The organism is Spirulina sp. LEGE 11439, assembly GCF_059821285.1.
On record NZ_JCAMRX010000005.1, the window covers coordinates 99,612 to 117,997 of the forward strand.

The following is an 18,386-nucleotide window of genomic DNA, read 5'->3' on the forward strand; positions in this document are numbered from 1 at the left end:
GAACTTGACAAACGGCACAATTAGAGAGTGAAACTCAAAGCGAGCGAGTGCTGAGGTGGAGAAAATACTCTTGAGGGATGGGTTGCCCTCCCATATAAGTTGGCTCAAATTGCCATTGTTCGATAATCTTTTTGGCTAATTCTGCGGCTTTTTCGGGGGAAATATTACCTGTAAGAACTTTAATCGATTGAGGATATACGATTGGTTTACCGTCGCTTTCGATACTCGCAACCACTTCGATCTCGAACTCTCCCGTCAGTTCAATATCGAGCGGGATTAAATAATCGATCGCATTGAATTGTTTTTCATTGTGCTTGCGTCTGGCCAAGCGATCGGGGATGTCGCGATCGGGGTGAGTCAGTTGCGGAATTCCTATGGTTGCAACAAAGCGATCGCTGTTTGAAGGAGTTGGAGGAATTGAAGGAGTTGGAGGAATTGAAGGAGTTGAAGGAGTTGGAGGGATTGAAGGAGTTGGAGGAGGTGAAGGAATTGAAGGAGTTTGGGGTTTAGGAGGGGGTTCTAGTAAAGAAGTTTGAGTGGGGGGTTTAGGAGATGGATTCTTGTTTTGAGGAGCAGGTTTGGGAGTTGGAGTTAAGGGAGGGGACTGTTTGGGGGTCGGCGTTTTTGAGGGTAGATTATTTTTAGGACTAACTTGCTGTTTTTGAGGTAAAGGAATTGCTGTTTTAGGACTGGCTTGCTGTTTTTGAGGTGAAAGAGTTGCTTTTTTAGGACTGACTGACTGTTTTTGAGAGGAAGGAGTTGCGGGAGGAGAGACTAAAGATTGATTTTTGGCGCGATCGCGGGAGGGACTTTGTTTAGGGACTGGAGGAGATTGGGTTTTCGGTTGTTCTGGCGCGATCGCGATCGTTTCAATGGGAATGATAGTTTCTGCGATATTCCCCGATTTTTCCGATAAAACAACCAATCGCAATGTCCATAATAGCCAAAGGTGAAACGCGATCGAAACTAAAGTGACACCGATCCAGAGTCCGGGAGGATCGTTGTGGCGCGGTTTGGTCATTACAATGGTTTTGATTTTGAAGTTCGATCGCATGATTGGTATGGCAAAAACACCCATTCACAGCCTTCAGAGAGGAACAGGAAGAATCGGGATAAATTGTGCCAATTTGATTTTTGTTTAGATTTGGGGGGAAATGCTATATTTTGAAGCAGAATGCGATCGCGTTTAACAACTTGTTACAAAGTTTGAGTAATCTGATGAAACAACCAAATGAGAAAAATTGACGATCTCAATCTGCAAGAATATTTACAAACAAGTGAAGTCATTGATTGGAAAAATCCAGCTATTTTTTCAGAACCACTATCAATGATAGTACAAACTTTACAATCTCATAGTACATGGAGAGAAATACTTCGCAATCTTCCAGATATCTCTTTAGAACAAAGAGAAACTTATGGTTTAAGTATTCCATATCAACCAAGCGCTCCAAAGTGCCGCTAAAACGGCCAAAACTGTCACCCAAACAGGATAGCCGCTACGAGTGCTTTTCGTCCCTGTCGTGCGGATTTCATCCACATCAATCCAAGGCGTACTACCTCGACGAAACCAACCGGAAACCGTCACTTTGCGATCGCAAAACTGTTCCGGACGAGGAGGAATGGGAAACAAATTTCCCAAGGTTCCCGCTTTAGAAACAAAGTTCAAACGAATCGATCCCGTTGAAGTTTTTAACATTAAATCCTGTGCCAACCAATTACTAATTCCTTTGCGTCCCATTAACCGTCCTGTTAAACGAACGCCCTGATTTGTTGGTGGTAGGGATTTAGGATTAGAGAGTAAATCTTCAATCCGAGGATCTTTGCGGGTGGGAGAAATACGAATATTAGGAAAATAGTCGTTAATCCATGTAATAATGCAAAAACTAAAAGCGGCTAAGATACAGGCATCGAGAAAAGGATTAACAGTATTATGCAGCCAAATCAATCGCCAAAGGGGAAAGGAAACCCAAGCACTCAAATAATCGCTTGATAGCCCAATAATCCATAAAGTAATTCTCGCTGTTAAACCAAATAGTAAACCAAATAATAAAGAGCTTTGCAGTAAAGGTAAGGCTTTATAACTATTTTTGAGTTTCTCTAAGTCTAATTGATTATCTAACAATAAAATTGCTAGAAAAATAATAAATAGGGAAACTAAATTCACGCCATTCTCATAACTCAGCCAGACCAATAAGAGAACGAGAAAATCTTTATACTGTTTCAAACGAGCCGTTAAAAATAAAGTTACGAGAATCAAGATAATTGAATAGATAGACTGTTGCAAGCCGCGATTCCAATCGATCCATTGTGTTAAGTATCCCATATAAAGAGTGAGAAAAAGACAGAAGAATTCTTCGAGTTTAAATCTTCTGGGTTTTTCTTTTTCCTTAACTAAAGTCGGTAGCATAATTTCAGAAGATAATTGCCAAAAGTTAGCATAACGATTGAGCAAATAAAGGCGATCGCCGATTAAAGGATGGGATTCAAATAATCCCAACCAATAGCGATAATCGTTGCTACATTCCCATGTCAAAACGTCAGCAAAAGGTGTTTTATCCGGCAAACTTCCCAGACTTAAGACTTGTCGATAGCTGACAGGCATTAATAGATCGAATCCTTCTAAAATCCACAGGGTTTCTTGTCTTTGTTCGATTTGTTTGGCCATACCCACGGCAATTTTTAGTAATGCACGACTAAGGGCATTCGGATTGCCGGTAAATTCTGCGGCAAAGCGATCGCTATAATAGAGACGCTGCCGAGAAAAATAGAGGAGAGGAACTCGCCAGAGGCAATAGACTCCATAAAATAACGTCGCTCCTAAACCGCTAACCCAGCGCACGGACGATCGGATAAATTGAGGAGAAGTGGGAGAGATGAGCGTACTGAAATGTTCTCCTCCTTTGGCGATTTGCCAATAGAGAATAAAGGGGATTTGTAATAAGGCGATCGCACCAGAAAAAAAGATAAAATCTCGCTTGACAATTTGCGAAAAATGTGAAGCGAAAATCGTTGCTAATTCGTCATCTTCCAGTTGTTCGAGGAGGGCATTGCTGACGACGAGACGGGCATTACGAGGAAGATTGCCATAGGTCAGAGAAAAAGGCGCACCGGTCGGTAATAGTCCCAATTGAGGACGAGGAATTTTGTATTGTGCGGTCAGCTTTTGCAGGACTTTTGCCGTTTCGGGATATTGAGAAGCCAGTTGAGAAAACTTAAGCGGTTCGAGTTTAGAGAAATATTTTAATATCCAATCGATGAGCCACGGTGAAACAACCAGAAGAATTACCAGAAAAATGAAAATATTGCGCGTGGGATTTTGATACAGTGCGGGGATGGGTTGCACAAAAGGGAGTTCTGCGAGCAGGCGATTCACTAAAATCATTGCCCAATCGAGACTGGCCCGCACCACCCAAAATAAAATTAAAGCCGCGATCGCACCTTTCAACCAAAATTTCCATTCTTGGGGGGCTTTCATCCGCTTCCATGTCTTCGCGCGTTCTGCATTGCGCCATTCCCGTCCGGATACGAATACGGCTGCGGCTGCCGCTTCTGAGGGGGACTGATAAGCCGTTGGCAGTTGACGCTTCCCGGTTGCCTGCTTCTGATTCTCTGACGGGGGACGGGTGACGGGTGACTGTTTGCGATAGCGTAGAACGAGATCTTTGTAAGTTTTGGCCGCCCAAGGATTTTCATCGAGGTTTTGTGCAAGATCTCGACAGAATGCGATCGCTTCTTGTTGGCGATCGCTTCTCCAAAGTGCCAAGACTAAAGACTGACGCGCACCTGTCAGAATTTGAGGGTCTAATTCAACTTCGCACAACTTTTGAAAATGCGCGATCGCCGTTTCATAATCGCCTTGGTTTAATGCTTCTTGCCCTGCTTGAAAGCTCGGCTCTGAAATCATGGTTCATCCGTTGAGAAGAGTGACGGGAAAATTTCTCTATCCCTAGAATTATAGAACCTGTCCTACAGAGCGCAAGGCTCAAACTGAATCTAGCAAGAGTTTCCTAATTGCGAATTGGTATTACTCCGATTTGGGAGCCGTTGCAATTCCTAAACGCACTCCTTCGATCGTTCGCAGTACATCCATCACTTCAATGACTTGACCATGATAAGAGCGTTTATCGGCTTGAATAGTGACGATCGCTTCTTGTCCGGGTTTGAGTTTCTCTTTAATGGCATTATCGAGACGAGTGGCGCGAGTGGGTTGGCGATCGAGTAGAATATCTCCATCTTCTTCAATGACCACCACAAAATTAGCCTCGGGTTTTTCTTGGGATGTTTCCGTCTCGGGCAGATTAACAGGAAATTCCTCCGCTTGAGTGAGGAATAAGGTAGACAAAATAAAGAAAGTCAAGATAGCAAAGATGACATCAATCATGGGGATGAGGTTAATCTCATCGAAGGAATCTTCGGGTTCATTATCCCACACGCGCATAGGCTTTATCCTCTTGGTTTTGTTGTTTGGCTTTGTGATGCCATTCATATAAAATCTCTAATTGACCGCCGTACTCTTGAAGTAATGCGACCTGTTGCCGATAGAAACTGCGAAAGACATTAGCAAGCATTAAAGTTACGATCGCCACCACCAAACCGGCGGCTGTAGAAACAAGAGCTTCGCTAATTCCTCCCGTGACAATTTGAGCATTTTCATTAATTTCGCCGATCTGAATGGCAGAAAACGAGCGAATTAAGCCTAAAATTGTCCCCAGCAATCCCAACAAAGGTGCGACGGCAATAATGGTTTGAAAAACGACATTAAATCTTCTCAATAAAGGGATTTCTGCTTGCGTCGCACTTTCTAGCGCTAAACGAAACTGATTGGGAGAAGCTCCTTCAAGTTCCAGTGCTTCAAGGAAAATTCTCGCGATCGGGAGTTTGGTTTCTTTTTTGAGCTTGGGAAATATTTCGTTGGGATGGTTGCGGTAAGTTTGCAACAGTCCTTTAACGATCCGCTTCTGACGGCGGTTGAGCCGCAACCAAAAGATGAGGCGCTCGGTACTGAGGGTCAGAGCGGTCATGGAAAATAACAGCAGCGGCCACATGACAAATCCGCCTGCTGCAAAAATTTCAGCCAGAGACATATTGACAACATCCTCGGTAGAAACTGCATGGCGAGAGATTGCCAGCAGTTAGATTGTATTTGTTCCAAATTAGGTTAGTTTAGTTAAGAATCTTTGTCAAGATAATTCTCGGAAATAGCTAACGATAAAAATTGTTATTCTATCTCAATAAACGCTACAGCCTGTTTTTTCAGATTTTCTTTGTAATTTTAATGAAAATGATGTGCAATAATGAGCTAAATTTTGGCAATAAATATTTTTTATTGAGATCTACTAATTAGGAATTATTTTCAATGAGTCTCTCTCAAACTTGTATCGAACAACAAGAAAAGCAAAAGGCACTAACCAAACGCTGGATTTTGTGGGGAATTTTCGGGGCTGCGGGAGCGCATATCGCATTGCTCCCTTTTATCGCTTTAGTTCCGGCCCGCTTAATGAGCCATCATGCCAATTCTGAGAATATCGAATTGATTGTCACCGCTCCTACGGAAAAAAAAGCTGAAGATACTCCCAAGAAGACCCCTAAGAAGACCCCTAAGAAGACCCCTAAGAGGACTTCTAAAACCAAATCAAAGCCATCCGCACGAACCAATAAACCCAGAGTTGCTCCAACAAAGGCCGCTTCGAGTTCTGCCTCTTCTCCTCCTGTCGCAGCAGCGATCGCGCCACCACCGCCACAAATTAACCCGAATGGTTTCGATTTTAATAACGATGATGACGATCGAGGCAGGAACATTGCCCCACAAGAGGGAGATGAAGGAAATGGCACGGGCAATGGGAATGGTAGTGGTACTGGGAACGGGAATGGTAGTGGCACTGGGAATAGCACTGGAATCAACAACAATAGCCGCAATGTACAGCGATCGCTCAATGTGGAATGTCGCGATTGCGATCGCCCAAAATACCCTAAAAATGCTGAAAGACAGGGGGTAGAAGGAGAAGCGAAAGTGAAGCTGGAGTTCGACAGTCGCGGCAATGTAACGGGAGTACAATTGGAACGTTCCAGTGGCAATGACGATTTAGATCGCGCTGCAATAGAAGCCGCTAGAGATTGGAAATTTAAAGCTGGCGGACAAAGCGGACAAGTTTCTGTAGAAGTCCCTTTTACCATCGAAGGTTCCCGACGAAATCGAGAGGTACAACGACGCGGCGATCGGCGATCGGTTCGGGTTCAAACGCGGGAAACTCCCTCTCGAGCCACTCAAACCGCGCCTTCTCCAGCTTCGAGGAATAATGCCGCCACTCAAACCCCGGCAACCAACTCGCGATCGCCCCAAGCAACCTCCTCCCCCAATCCATCTCCTTCACCTGTAACGAATGCTTCTGGAGGGAATAATACGCCCTCGAGTCCGAGCAATAATAACTCGAATCCAACGCCAACCGCTTCACCCTCACAAAATACCAATTCTTCGAGGTCTGCAACATCTCAACCCACTTCAACACCCAAACCCGCACCTCAGTCCACTCCTCGCCCCGTTCCTGTATCCCGACCTTCGACCACATCTCAACCCGCAGCACGACCCGCTCCTGCACCCAAACCCGCAGCACGACCCGCCCCTGCACCGCGTCCTGCTCCTGCACCAAGACCTGTAGCGCGACCCGCTCCTGCACCGAGACCCGCCCCTAAACCCGTTCCCGTACAACGCAAACCCGTTCCTGTGCAGCGTAAACCTGTTCCCGTCGCTCCGGCTTCTTCGGGCGAGGGAGGCTAACCATTGTGCGATCGCTTTGCTAGAGGAAAGCACAAAAATTCCGACGGTTTTCCTCTTTCTTTGATTTTACATCAAGCACGATTAATAATTTTTTCTTAAAATGACCATATCTACCTCAACCCTTGAGAAGCCGTATCCGAATAGAAGTCATCTGATACAGGCAAGAGATCGCGCTCGAACTTTACCCTTACCCTTGCCGAGCCAGACTTGTAGCGGTTCAATTCAACAGTGGCAGTTGCGCCCCGGACTCAATTTGGTCGTTCACGATGTTGGGTTTCGAGACAAGACGACCGTTGAGTGGGATCATTCTGCCGATGGTATCCATTTGGGACTGAGTTTCTGCTTGCTCGGTCGGACTCAAAGGATTAATTCGCCATCGGAACGGGTGTTTCAGCTTGAATCCGGCCAAGCCAGTTTGGGAGTCCTGAATGGCTGTCATAGCCGCGTTGAATATGAGGAAAAACAGCGCGTACTGCTCGTACATATCCACGTTCGACCAGATATCATCCGCCTTGCCAGTCAAGAGACTGTCGAGCAACTCCCCGAAGCTCTCGGGGATGCCATTACCGGGCGCGATCGCCCTTTTTATTTTCAGTCCTGCGGGATGACTCCGGTGATGACTGCTTCGGTCAAACAACTGCTGCATTGTCCCTATCAGGGTTTATCGCAACATCTCTATCTGGAGAGTAAAGCCCTCGAATTAATCGGCCTCTACTTCGATCGCCTATTACCCGATCGCGCCTTACAACAAACATCCACTTCGAGCCGCGATGAGGTCGATCGCATTGTCCTCGCGCGAGATATTTTGCTGAGTCGGATTGCCGATCCGCCGACATTGCTAGAACTCGCCGGTCAAGTCAGTTTGAACGATCGCAAGCTCAAACAAGGATTTCGGCAGGTCTTTGGTACGACGGTCTTTAACTATTTGCGCGACCATCGCTTGCAACAGGCTCAGCAATTATTGTTAATGCCCCAAGCGACCATTGCTGGAGTCGCACAAAAGGTAGGCTATCGCAGCCCTGAAGCCTTTAGCGTTGCTTTTCGCCGCGCTTTTGCGATCGCTCCTAAAGCCTATCAGATGCAGCAGCGTTAGTTGTTGTAGTTGGCAATAAGAATGGCTCAAATCCGCAAAGGGCGATCGCATCGAGCCAGAAATTCTCAACTTGAAGAAAGATATCTACGGTCTTTCGTACTCCGTTGCTGTCGTAATTCAGACGTGGTGTTCATGGGAGGATTTTTACCTCTTTTTGTTTTGTGAAAATGGTAAATTTACTCGGATTTTCTTTTCTTCAGGTTACTTGCGAGAAGAATTCCAATAGCTGACAATCCCAAGATAGAAGCAGGTTCGGGGACGGAGTTTGTTTGCGATGTTCTTATTCCTTCGAACAAGTAAGCGGAACCTTTACCGCCATTTCTTTCCGCACCAATTAAAGCAAGTTCTCCATCTAGTGCTACCGCCCCACCAAAAGTATCGCTATACCAACTATCAGAAACCGTGAGTTTTTGCAAGAAATTACCGTTGGTCGTATCGAATAAATAAGCCGAACCACCATTAGGGGCAATGTCGTCATCTCCATGTGCACCAATCAAAGCAAGATCTCCATCCAGTGCTACCGACCAACCAAAACTATCTCTATACGAACCATCAAAAGCCGTAAGTTTGTACAGGAAGTTGCCAGTAGTCGTATCGAATAAATAAGCCGAACCCGTCTGAGAGTCATCTCCATGTGCACCAATCAAAGCAAGGCCTCCATCCAGTGCTATTGATTCACCGAACCTATCGCCAAATGAACCATCAGGAGCTGTAAGTTTGTGCAGGAGATTGCCAGTGGCCGTATCGAATAAGTAAGCCGAACCATTAGAATCATCTCCGGATGCACTAATCAAAGCAATATCTCCATTTAGTGCTACCGACCAACCAAACCATTCACGATTTGAACCATCAAAAGCTGTAAGTTTGTGCAGAAGATTGCCAGTGTCCGTATCGAACAAGTAAGCCGAACCCGTCTGAGAGTCATCTCCATATGCACCAATCAAAGCAAGGTTTCCTTCTAGTGCTACCGACTGACCAAACCTGTCGCGATCCGAACCATCAAAAGCTGTAAGTTTGTGCAGAAGATTGCCAGTGTCCGTATCGAACAAGTAAGCCGAACCCGTATAGCTGTCATCTCCATCTGCACCAATCAAAGCAATGTTTCCATCTAGCGCTGCTGACCGACCGAATTTGTCACTAATCGAACCATCAGGAGCGGTAAGCTTGTGCAAGAAGTCGCCAGTAGCCGTATCGAACAAGTAAGCCGAACCCGTATAGCCGTCATCTCGTTCCGCACCAATTAAAGCAAGGCCTCCATCCAGCACTACTGACTGACCGAATTCGTCACCAGATCGACCATCAGGCGCTGTAAGTTTTTGGTCAAAGGTAAAAGAACCAGCCGTAGCAGGATTTGAAACAGCAAGCAGGCCGATTGCGATGCCTGACAAATACACGAGTGATTTTCTTAACATTTGATAAACTTTCGGAGTGATTTTTACTTAAATAACTACTTATATTATGATTGCTTCCAATGAAATTCACAAATATTTTTTGAACCTTTGTAGTTTTTTAATCAAAACATCAGCCAACTTTATCGTTGATTATTTTTTGCACTGGGAATGCAGTTGTTGGGAATTGAGGGGAATTTTGGGAGCGCTCGCCAGTTTAGTGAGAAGACATAGTATTTATTGCTGGCTGCGACCGTTAGTTTGCCCCAGAAAAGTTTGACCGACACGGAAAAAAGTCCGGCTAACACAGAAAAAAAGTCCGGCTGACAAAGAAAAACCGCAAATTTGCTCATTACCATCCCAATATCAACTTATTGAGAAAATTTCTTATTTACTGATGGGGAAGCAAATATGACGCAAACGTGGCAGAAGTGGGGCGGCTTGTCCCTCGGGTTGACGATATGCTTGCTCGCTCACGCTCAAAACGCGATCGCTGCTCGGATATTGACAGTAGAGAAAGTATCGCAGCAAAGAGCCATTTCCCAAGCAGAGATACTCCCTAACGGGAACCCTGACGCGATCGCACAAATTATTAGTATCCGCTTTCAACCCGGAGAGGCCGGACTCGACCTGATTCTCGAAACGGCCAACGGGGAAAACATTCAAGCCTTTTCTTCCGTCGATGAGAATACCTTAATCCTCGATCTTGTTGGCGCTCGGCTCGATATCGGTGCAGAACGCTATCGAGCCGATAATCCGACGGAGGCCGTGTCTTCTCTTGTTGTCGAGACCTTGGACGATCGCAGCATTCGCATTACCATTGCCGGCATCGAAACCCTGCCAGAAGCCAATCTGTCCGCCACGGGAGCAGAATTTATCGTCTCTCTTCCCAGTTCTAATGCGATCGCAGCAGAGCCGCAACCCGACGAACCCTCAGAGGTGTCAACCGACATTGCAGACATCGCCAATATCCGCTTGCAATCCATCGCGTCCGGGGTAGAATTGATTCTCGAAACCACCAACGGAGATGCGATCCAGCCTTTCTCTTCTGTAGAGGGAAACACCTTAATTCTTGATTTAACCAACGCTCGACTTGCACTTCCTGAAGGCGATCGCTACAGTATTGAAAATCCTATTGAAGAAATCTCTTCCCTGACAGTAGAACCGTTGGACTCCCAAAGCATTCGCATGACCATTGTGGGGATTGAAACCCTACCCGAGGTCAATTTATCGACCACGGGAGAAGAATTTATTGTAGATATTCCCAGTGCTGCCGCGATCGCCCGCTCTCAAGATTCCTCAGTCACATCCGATTCGGGTACGTTGCGGATTGGCGTAACGGGACAAGAAGCAACCTCTGTCTCTAGTACGGGAACGCGAACGGATACACCAATTCTGGAAATCCCCGCCTCGATTCAGGCGATCCCGCAGGAAGTATTGCAAAACCAGCAAACTGTCGATCTCGGAGAAGCCTTAAACAATATTAGCGGTGCATCTGTCGATTCGACAGAAGGACGAGGATTTCGCATTAACCTGCGAGGGTTTGAAGGGGTTTCGGTATTTCGCGATGGCTTCCGCCTTTATAGTCCCAACGATAACGGCGATGCTGCCGGTCAAGGATTCCCGGAAATTGCTAATATCGATCGCATTGAAGTGCTGAGAGGACCTGCTTCCATTCTCTTTGGACAGATCGAACCGGGGGGAGCCGTCAATATTATCTCCAAAAAGCCCCTTGATGACCCCTTTTACGAAGTCGGGTTACAGGTAGGTAGTTACGGGTTCGTGCGGCCTCAAATCGATGTCTCCGGTTTCCTCAGCGAAGATGAAACCCTGCGCTATCGCCTCAATGCCGTTTATCAGCGCGAAGATGGCTTTCGAGACTTCGATCGCGATTCGCAACGGTTCTTTGTTGCTCCAACTTTGAATTGGCAAATTAGCGATCGCACTGACTTCACTTTCCGACTCGAGTACCTCGACGCAGAGCGCCCCTTCGATCCCGGACTGGTGGCATCGGGGACGGGGTTGGCCAATATTCCCCGCGATCGCATCTTAGGGGAACTTGACGATCGCGTTTCGAGCGAATTCATCAATGTGGGCTACGATTTCGAGCATCAATTTAGCGATCGCTGGACGCTCCGCAATGCCTTTCGCTTCATCAGAGGTGAAGATGATATCAGTGCCGCCCTCAGTTTTCCCTTTATCGGCGGGCTAAATGAAACCACCGGCCAACTCAATCGCGTCTTTGCCGAGCAAAATATTTCTAATGAAGCCCTCGCCTTACAAACCAATGTCGTCGGGGAGTTTTCTACCGGCGCGATCGACCATACCTTGCTTTTGGGGGTCGATCTGGCTCGCTATCGCCTCGAATCGGTTTCTTTTACAGATTTTTCCTTGCGCGTGCCGATCGATATCTTCAATCCCGTCTATGGCTCAGTGGTCAGACCCGCTCGCAGTAGCACTTCCACCAGTAGCGAAACCATCAAAACCGACAGCTTGCAATTTTACCTGCAAGATCAAATTCAGCTAACAGACAATTTGATTTTCGTAGCAGGTTTCAATTACGAAACTGTCAGCCAGACCACCACAACGATCCGAGGAGGGATAACCGAATCCAATCTCGAAGAAAATGCCTTTAGCCCTCGGTTGGGACTGGTCTATCAACCCAGCGAAAATCTCTCCCTTTATGCCAACTATTCTCGCTCCTTCCTTCCCAGTGCTTCTGTAACCGTTGATGGCAATGCCCTAGAACCTGAAACGGGAGAAGGGTTTGAGGTGGGTCTCAAAGCCGAATTGTTTGATGGCGATCTCCTCGCTACCCTCGCTTACTTCAACCTCACTAAACAAAACGTCGCCACCGCCGATCCGAACGATCCTCGCTTTTCTGTCGCGACAGGAGAACAACAAAGCCAAGGGATTGAATTGGATATTATCGGCGAAGTTTTGCCGGGATGGAACATTCTGGCTTCCTATGCCTATATTGATGCCGAAATTACGGCAGACAATACGTTTACAGTAGGCAACCGACTGCCCGGAGTCGCCGAACATAGCGCCAGTTTGTGGACGACTTATGAAATTCAATCGGGAGACTTAACCGGACTGGGATTCGGTGTCGGGGTCAACTGGGTGGGCGATCGCCAAGGGGACCTCAATAATAGTTTCGCCCTCGATAGTTACTTTTTAACCAATGCGGCGATTTTCTACGAGAAAGATAATTGGCGGTTTGGACTCAATTTCAAGAACATCTTCGATACCAACTACATCGCAGGTACTCCTCGCACCCGCACGCGAGGTATTGAACCCGGCGATCCGTTTACTGTCTTGGGCACGATTCGCTACCAGTTCTAAAACCGATAACCCATAACTCCAATGAATCAAGTTCGCTCGCCACAACGCCTTCACCCGGCTGCTAAGGCTATCTTATTGAGCAGTCTTTACACCTCTCAATTCTTACCTTCTGCTTTTTTCTTTCGAGCCTTACCGATTTTCTTGCGAAAGGAAGGTGCATCGCTGCAAATCATTGGTTTGATGGGATTGCTGGTTCTACCTTGGATGCTCAAGTTTCTCTGGGCTCCTCTCATCGATCGCTACAGTTTTAAGAAGTGGGGACATTACAAGTCTTGGATTGTCGTCACTCAAAGCCTGCTGGCGATCGCGACTTTCTCCTGTGCGTCCATTGATGTCGCAGACAATGTATCTTTGCTGTTTCAAGGGATCTTTGTCGTGGTGACCCTCGCGGCGACCCAAGATATTGCTACCGATGCCTTGGCGTTTGGGTTACTCGAATCTCACGAACGGGGCTGGGGGAATGGCATTCAAAGCGCCGGTCGCGCTATGGGAGGGATATTGGGTGGCGGTGTCATGCTGCTCGTCTTGGAGCAACTGGGCTGGCAGACAAGTTTGCGAATCTTAGCAGGATTGGTTTTACTGGCACTCCTGCCGTTACTTTTCTATGAAGAAAAAAGCCGTCCGACCCCGATGAGGAAACCTCACCTAGGAAACGCGCACCAAGAGAGCAGAACTAAAGAGCGCTCTGTTTCTGCCCCGGGTTATTTCGAGACTCTGCTGAGTTTCCTGCGGCGATCGGAGATGTCCGTTTGGCTTTTGTTTATCTTGCTTTATGCCACGGGCAGCAGCATGGCGGCGACGATGTTCGGCCCGTTATTGGTGGATTTGGGGTTGTCGATGGCGGATATTGGCTGGATGAAAGGCATCGTCGGCTCGGGGGCGGCCATTATTGGCTCCCTGTTGGCGGGGGTGCTGATTCAACCCTTGGGTCGCAAGCGATCGCTGATTTGGTTCGGACTATTGCAGGCGATCGCGGTCGTTGCTCTGATCTTGCCTGCGATCGGCATTCGCAATCCGGTAGTCCTCTACGCGGTCAGCACTGGGGAAGTATTCGCTCGCAGTGTCGCCAGTGCAGCACTCTTTACCGTGATGATGGACAAAAGCCGCCCGGAAACGGCAGGCAGCGATTACACTCTACAATCGTCGGTTTATATCATTGGCCATCATGTCGGCGTGCCGGCATTGAGCGGCTTTATTGCAGCAGCCTCGGGCTATACCGGAGTTTTTGCGATCGGTTTTTTCGTTTGTTTGGCGAGTGTTTGGCTGGCAACAAAAATAATTTACGAACCTCGGGAAAATCTCGCTCCCTCAACAAAATCAATGCAAACAACAAAATAAATTCATACATGGAGGTCGATTGTGGCAAACTCTGAATCACAGGAACGAAATGGCGCACCGTTAACCGAACGATTGCAAACAGCGATCGCCAATCATTTAAATGAAGACCATCTCGATGATCTCTTGCTCTGTGCCAAAGCTAATGCAGATGTGGATTGGGCCGAGCAGGCAAGAGTTATCGATCTCAATGGTGTCGGGATCGATCTCGAGGTGAGAGGAGGCAACAATGTGCAATTTTTGCATTTAGCATTTCCCGAATCTGCCCAAGGAGTTCTCGCCCTAAAACGCATTCTGGAAAAAATGATGGTAGAGAGTCGCACTCAGCACAGTAACTAATGTACTGTCATCTCTCCTAGAGAGTCTATTAATAATAATTATCAATAGACTCTCTAGGATTATTTATGTTTGGCAATGCCTAAATTGACAATATTTTCCTTGATTTGAGGGTTTTGGGAGTTGGATTGCTGCTCTTGTTGCGGGAAAAATAAAGAAAAAAGGCAATTTGGCAAGGTTCTGAAAAAACGGTGTTATTCTGTCATTAGTTGAGAATAATTTTCAACTAGCTAAAAATTTAACTAATTAATTATTGCAATAAAGTTACGAGCGATATTGGATCGAAGGATGTATCGTCGCGGCCTTTCTCCCTTACTTGTTAGTTGTCTCAACAAAACTTTTCACCTTGACCTCAATCGTCATGCAACCTATCGATTTAACAGACAAACTTATTCTGGTTACTGGTGCTGCTCAAGGGATTGGCGCGGCTGTAGCGCGATCGCTCGTTGATGCGGGATCTCGTGTTGTCGGTTGGGATATTCAAGCCGACAAACTGGCAGCTTTGCAAGAGACTTTGACTCCACAACGGTTCAACCCTGCCCAAGTTGATGTCAGCAATAGCCAAGAAGTCGATCGCGGCATTGCACAGATCGAGCAGACTATCGGGGCGATCGCCGGACTGGTCAACGTAGCCGGAATTCTCCGGCCGAACCCGATCGTTGCAACCTCTGATGCAGATTGGGAACGCACCTTTGCCGTCAATGTAACGGGAGTCTTCAACGTCGCTCGAAGTGTGGCACGGGTGATGATTCCCCGCAAACAGGGCGCGATCGTCACCGTGAGTTCTAATGCTGCCAGCGTACCGCGCCAGCAAATGGCTGCCTATGCTGCCTCCAAAGCCGCCGCTACCCACTTTACGCGTTGTTTGGGGTTAGAACTGGCTGGCTTTGGCATTCGCTGCAATATCGTCTCGCCGGGGTCTACGGATACACCGATGCAACGGGCGCTCTGGGTGGATGAAACCGCTCGCGATGCCATCTTAAATGGTTCTCCAAGTGCCTTCCGCACGGGGATTCCTTTGGGTCGCATTGCCCAAACCGAAGACATTGCCAGAGGCGTTTTGTTTTTGCTCTCCGAACAAGCGTGCCAGATGACGATGCACGATTTGCGGATTGATGGCGGCGCAACCTTAGGGGTTTAAGTCACCTGCAGCCCTCATTTGCGATCGCGATCGCTTTGAATACCCACTAAAAACATAATTGTGAAAACTATGTCTCCAACAACAATAAGTTTTCCCCGCCAAACAAGCCAAGCCTTAGATGCCAAGCAATTGCTAGCAGCCTATAGCGATCGCACCTCTTGTTTTTTTGCCTCACCTGCTCAAACCCTCTTAGCTCGGGGAGTGCGAGCCGTGTTGCCCTCATCCCTTGCCAGCCAAGATTTACCGCGACATACCAAAGCGTTGCTTACCCGTCAATCTCAATTGGGTTTGCCTCCCATGCCATTGATGGGTGCAATTCCCTTCGATCGCAATGCTGCGGCTTACTTGTTCGTCCCCGAGCAACTCGATCGCGCCGGACCTCTCGAAAAAGGACACGCTCCCTTTTCATCTAAGAACACCGATCCCAAGGCTTGCAGCTTGCAGATGATTCCCGCACCCGCCGATTATATACGAGGGGTCGAACAAGCGCTAGAACGGATTGAGCGATCGGAGTTACTTAAAGTCGTACTCTCTCGCTCCCTAGAGTTGTCACTTCCCGAAACCGTCGATTTGGGTGGGTTACTGTCTAACTTGGCACATAATAACCGTTATGGTTACACCTACCTGCTTAATTTGCCCCCATCCCCACCCTTTGGCTTAGCTGGGACGACCGACGTGCGAACGTTGATTGGAGCGAGTCCGGAATTATTAGTGCGCCGTCGCGGCATGCAGGTCGAAGCAAACCCCCTCGCGGGATCGGCTCCTCGCAGTGGCGATTTGGCAACGGATCGAGAGCGCGCCCGCGCCCTCATGCAGTCGGAAAAAGATCGCCGCGAACACGCCGTCGTGGTGGATGCGATCGCAGAGATATTACGACCTTTATGTTGCGAATTAGATATTCCCGCCAATCCTTGCCTCCTGCAAACCGATAGCATGATGCACCTTTCGACCTGCTTGCGGGGCAAGTTGCGCGATCCCAAGCCCTGTTCCCTCTCACTGGCTCTAGCTCTGCATCCCACCCCAGCAATCTGCGGCTCTCCGACCTCGAAGGCGTATTCGGCTATTCAAGAGATCGAATCGTTTTCTAGGCAGTATTTTACCGGCATAGTGGGCTGGGTCGATCGGCAGGGCAATGGAGAATGGGCGATCGCGATTCGCTGTGGAGAAGCGATCGGCGATCGCCTGCGATTGTACGCAGGGGCTGGTATTGTAGCCGGCTCCTCCCCAGAAAAAGAGCTTGCCGAGACCTCAGCGAAACTTCGCACCATGTTAAAAGCCGTGGGCTTAGAGCAGCTTTTGGAGGTGAGCGCATGAGCATATTAGCTTCCCCCATGCCAGACTGCCCTCTCTGGCCGTCGGAGTATGCCGATCGCTATCGGCGCTTGGGTTATTGGCAGAATCAGAACTTCGGTCAGATGCTACGCCAGCAGGCACGACAGCACGATCGGCGCATTGCCTTGGTTGGGAGCGATCGGCGTTGGAGTTATGAAGAACTCGATCGGCGTGCCGATGAATTGGCAGCAGGATTCCAGTCATTAGGCATTGAGGCAGGCGATCGCGTTGTGGTCCAACTGCCCAATATTCCAGAGTTTTTTGCCGTCTTCTTTGCCTTGGCGCGGTTGGGGGCTTTGCCAGTTTTGGCGCTGCCGGCCCACCGTCAGACCGAGATATCCGGCTTTTTCAGCCAAACTGAGGCAGTCGCCTACATCATCGCCGATCGCAGTAGAGGCTTCGACTATCGAAAACTGGCCCGCCAGATGCACCCTCAGATCGAGTCCTTGCAGCACATTATCGTAGTAGGTGAGGCGCAAGAGTTTTGTCCCCTCGATTGCCTCTATCTGACACCAACAATCCTGCCCGATCCCGATGCTGAGGCAGTGGCCTTTTTTCAGCTTTCAGGAGGCAGCACCGGGCTTCCAAAGCTCATCCCTCGCACTCATGCCGATTACCTGTATAGCGTGCGAGTTAGCGCCGAAATCTGTCAGCTTACCTCTGACAGCGTTTATCTGGTGGCTTTGCCAGTCTCTCATAATTTTCCCCTCAGTTCCCCGGGCAGTTTGGGGACGCTCTTTGCTGGGGGTCGGGTTGTGCTGGCCGGCCATCCCAATCCTGACGAAGCCTTTGCGCCGATCGCTCGGGAACAGGTCACGATTACCGCCCTCGTGCCGCCTCTGGTTCCGATTTGGCTGGAGGCGACGACAACACGCAGCCACGATCTTTCCAGTCTTCAAGTGTTGCAAGTGGGGGGAGCCAAACTCTCCGGAGAGGTCGCGCGGCGCATTACTCCGACATTGGGCTGTCGTCTCCAGCAGGTGTTTGGTATGGCAGAAGGACTGGTGTGTTACACGCGACTTGACGATCCCTTAGATATCATTCTCTCCACCCAAGGGCGACCGCTTTCCCCTGCCGATGAAATTCGGGTAGTTGACGATCGCGATCGACCGGTTTCCCTCGGAGAAGTGGGGCATTTGCTGACCCGAGGCCCTTACACGATTCGCGGCTACTATCGCGCTCCCGAACAGAATCAACGGGCATTCACCGCCGATGGGTTTTACCGCACTGGCGATCGCGTGCGCTTGACTCCAACGGGATACCTCGTTGTAGAGGGACGCGCTAAGGAGCAAATCAACCGAGGGGGAGAAAAGATTAGCGGCGAGGAAGTAGAGAACCATCTCCTCGCGCATCCCCAGATTCACAATGCTGCGGTGATTGCATTGCCGGATCCTTTTCTAGGGGAAGCGATTTGCGCTTGTTTGGTGAGTTGCGATCGCTCTCGCAACGAGATTGCTCTCGAACAAATAAGAGCATTTCTGCGCGATCGCGGACTGGCCGATTATAAAATCCCCGATCGCCTGACATGGTTGCCCGCTTTGCCTCAAACCGGTGCGGGCAAGGTCGATAAGAAAACCTTGCGCGCTACCCTAACGCAACCCCAAAAAGCCTCCCATAACTGATAACTGATAACTGATAACT

Annotated in this window: 14 protein-coding genes; 9 read left to right on the plus strand and 5 right to left on the minus strand. The window is 48.4% G+C overall.

The annotated features are described in order from the left end of the window. Nucleotides 1-34: 34 nt before the first annotated feature. A complete protein-coding gene (locus tag AC6RV6_RS05210; protein ID WP_500239491.1) occupies nt 35-1,021 on the minus strand; it encodes a hypothetical protein in 987 nt (328 codons plus the stop codon). 210 nt (nt 1,022-1,231) lie between these two features. Between AC6RV6_RS05210 and AC6RV6_RS05215 the strand changes: the two genes are divergently transcribed. Further along, nucleotides 1,232-1,462, plus strand: a complete 231-nt coding sequence (locus AC6RV6_RS05215; protein ID WP_500239493.1) for a hypothetical protein — start codon at nt 1,232-1,234, stop codon at nt 1,460-1,462. Here AC6RV6_RS05215 and AC6RV6_RS05220 read toward each other — a convergent pair. The 3 genes from AC6RV6_RS05220 to AC6RV6_RS05230 all read right to left on the minus strand — a co-directional run bounded on the left by AC6RV6_RS05220 (nt 1,421) and on the right by AC6RV6_RS05230 (nt 5,084). Continuing rightward, nucleotides 1,421-3,904: a M48 family metalloprotease gene (locus AC6RV6_RS05220; protein ID WP_500239494.1), complete on the minus strand. Its 2,484-nt coding sequence runs from the start codon at nt 3,902-3,904 to the stop codon at nt 1,421-1,423. The two genes, AC6RV6_RS05215 and AC6RV6_RS05220, sit on opposite strands and share 42 nt — an antisense overlap. 120 nt (nt 3,905-4,024) lie before the next feature. Then, nucleotides 4,025-4,438, minus strand: coding sequence for an ExbD/TolR family protein (locus AC6RV6_RS05225; protein WP_500239495.1), 414 nt, complete (start codon nt 4,436-4,438; stop codon nt 4,025-4,027). Continuing rightward, entirely contained in the window at nt 4,422-5,084 is a 663-nt protein-coding gene (locus AC6RV6_RS05230) for a MotA/TolQ/ExbB proton channel family protein (RefSeq protein ID WP_500239497.1), read from the minus strand. The genes AC6RV6_RS05225 and AC6RV6_RS05230 overlap by 17 nt, the downstream gene beginning before the upstream one ends. Nucleotides 5,085-5,356: 272 nt before the next feature. On the opposite strand from AC6RV6_RS05230, the gene AC6RV6_RS05235 reads away from it, so the two are divergent. Both AC6RV6_RS05235 and AC6RV6_RS05240 read left to right on the plus strand, forming a co-directional pair. Continuing rightward, nucleotides 5,357-6,775: an energy transducer TonB gene (locus AC6RV6_RS05235; protein WP_500239499.1), complete on the plus strand. Its 1,419-nt coding sequence runs from the start codon at nt 5,357-5,359 to the stop codon at nt 6,773-6,775. A 100-nt stretch (nt 6,776-6,875) separates the two neighbouring features. Next, nucleotides 6,876-7,868 (plus strand): helix-turn-helix transcriptional regulator, encoded by a 993-nt coding sequence (locus AC6RV6_RS05240; RefSeq protein WP_500239501.1) that lies wholly within the window; start codon nt 6,876-6,878, stop codon nt 7,866-7,868. A gap of 176 nt (nt 7,869-8,044) precedes the next feature. Here AC6RV6_RS05240 and AC6RV6_RS05245 read toward each other — a convergent pair whose 3' ends face one another. Then, the gene (locus AC6RV6_RS05245; protein ID WP_500239503.1) at nt 8,045-9,280 is read right to left on the minus strand and encodes a PEP-CTERM sorting domain-containing protein; all 1,236 of its coding nucleotides are present in this window, start codon (nt 9,278-9,280) and stop codon (nt 8,045-8,047) included. 387 nt (nt 9,281-9,667) lie between these two features. On the opposite strand from AC6RV6_RS05245, the gene AC6RV6_RS05250 reads away from it, so the two are divergent. The 6 genes from AC6RV6_RS05250 (at nt 9,668) to AC6RV6_RS05275 (ending at nt 18,367) form a co-directional block, all read left to right on the plus strand. Continuing rightward, complete coding sequence (locus AC6RV6_RS05250) at nt 9,668-12,601, plus strand: TonB-dependent siderophore receptor (protein ID WP_500239505.1); 2,934 nt, start codon at nt 9,668-9,670, stop codon at nt 12,599-12,601. A 21-nt stretch (nt 12,602-12,622) separates the two neighbouring features. After that, nucleotides 12,623-13,939, plus strand: a complete 1,317-nt coding sequence (locus tag AC6RV6_RS05255; RefSeq protein ID WP_500239506.1) for an MFS transporter — start codon at nt 12,623-12,625, stop codon at nt 13,937-13,939. Between the two features lie 21 nt (nt 13,940-13,960). Next, a complete protein-coding gene (locus AC6RV6_RS05260; protein ID WP_500239507.1) occupies nt 13,961-14,275 on the plus strand; it encodes a DUF2470 domain-containing protein in 315 nt (104 codons plus the stop codon). Between the two features lie 358 nt (nt 14,276-14,633). Continuing rightward, entirely contained in the window at nt 14,634-15,413 is a 780-nt protein-coding gene (locus AC6RV6_RS05265) for a 2,3-dihydro-2,3-dihydroxybenzoate dehydrogenase (RefSeq protein ID WP_500239508.1), read from the plus strand. Between the two features lie 69 nt (nt 15,414-15,482). Beyond that, the gene (locus AC6RV6_RS05270) at nt 15,483-16,727 is read left to right on the plus strand and encodes an isochorismate synthase (protein WP_500239509.1); all 1,245 of its coding nucleotides are present in this window, start codon (nt 15,483-15,485) and stop codon (nt 16,725-16,727) included. After that, the gene (locus tag AC6RV6_RS05275; RefSeq protein WP_500239511.1) at nt 16,724-18,367 is read left to right on the plus strand and encodes a (2,3-dihydroxybenzoyl)adenylate synthase; all 1,644 of its coding nucleotides are present in this window, start codon (nt 16,724-16,726) and stop codon (nt 18,365-18,367) included. The genes AC6RV6_RS05270 and AC6RV6_RS05275 overlap by 4 nt, the downstream gene beginning before the upstream one ends. Nucleotides 18,368-18,386: the final 19 nt, after the last annotated feature.

Excerpts from the sequence above, each read along its gene's own strand:
- AC6RV6_RS05210 (WP_500239491.1), bottom strand. The coding sequence starts at position 1,021 with ATGACCAAACCGCGCCACAACGATCCTCCCGGACTCTGGATCGGTGTC.
- AC6RV6_RS05215 (WP_500239493.1), top strand. The coding sequence starts at position 1,232 with ATGAGAAAAATTGACGATCTCAATCTGCAAGAATATTTACAAACAAGT.
- AC6RV6_RS05220 (WP_500239494.1), bottom strand. The coding sequence starts at position 3,904 with ATGATTTCAGAGCCGAGCTTTCAAGCAGGGCAAGAAGCATTAAACCAA.
- AC6RV6_RS05225 (WP_500239495.1), bottom strand. The coding sequence starts at position 4,438 with ATGCGCGTGTGGGATAATGAACCCGAAGATTCCTTCGATGAGATTAAC.
- AC6RV6_RS05230 (WP_500239497.1), bottom strand. The coding sequence starts at position 5,084 with ATGTCTCTGGCTGAAATTTTTGCAGCAGGCGGATTTGTCATGTGGCCG.
- AC6RV6_RS05235 (WP_500239499.1), top strand. The coding sequence starts at position 5,357 with ATGAGTCTCTCTCAAACTTGTATCGAACAACAAGAAAAGCAAAAGGCA.
- AC6RV6_RS05240 (WP_500239501.1), top strand. The coding sequence starts at position 6,876 with ATGACCATATCTACCTCAACCCTTGAGAAGCCGTATCCGAATAGAAGT.
- AC6RV6_RS05245 (WP_500239503.1), bottom strand. The coding sequence starts at position 9,280 with ATGTTAAGAAAATCACTCGTGTATTTGTCAGGCATCGCAATCGGCCTG.
- AC6RV6_RS05250 (WP_500239505.1), top strand. The coding sequence starts at position 9,668 with ATGACGCAAACGTGGCAGAAGTGGGGCGGCTTGTCCCTCGGGTTGACG.
- AC6RV6_RS05255 (WP_500239506.1), top strand. The coding sequence starts at position 12,623 with ATGAATCAAGTTCGCTCGCCACAACGCCTTCACCCGGCTGCTAAGGCT.
- AC6RV6_RS05265 (WP_500239508.1), top strand. The coding sequence starts at position 14,634 with ATGCAACCTATCGATTTAACAGACAAACTTATTCTGGTTACTGGTGCT.
- AC6RV6_RS05270 (WP_500239509.1), top strand. The coding sequence starts at position 15,483 with ATGTCTCCAACAACAATAAGTTTTCCCCGCCAAACAAGCCAAGCCTTA.
- AC6RV6_RS05275 (WP_500239511.1), top strand. The coding sequence starts at position 16,724 with ATGAGCATATTAGCTTCCCCCATGCCAGACTGCCCTCTCTGGCCGTCG.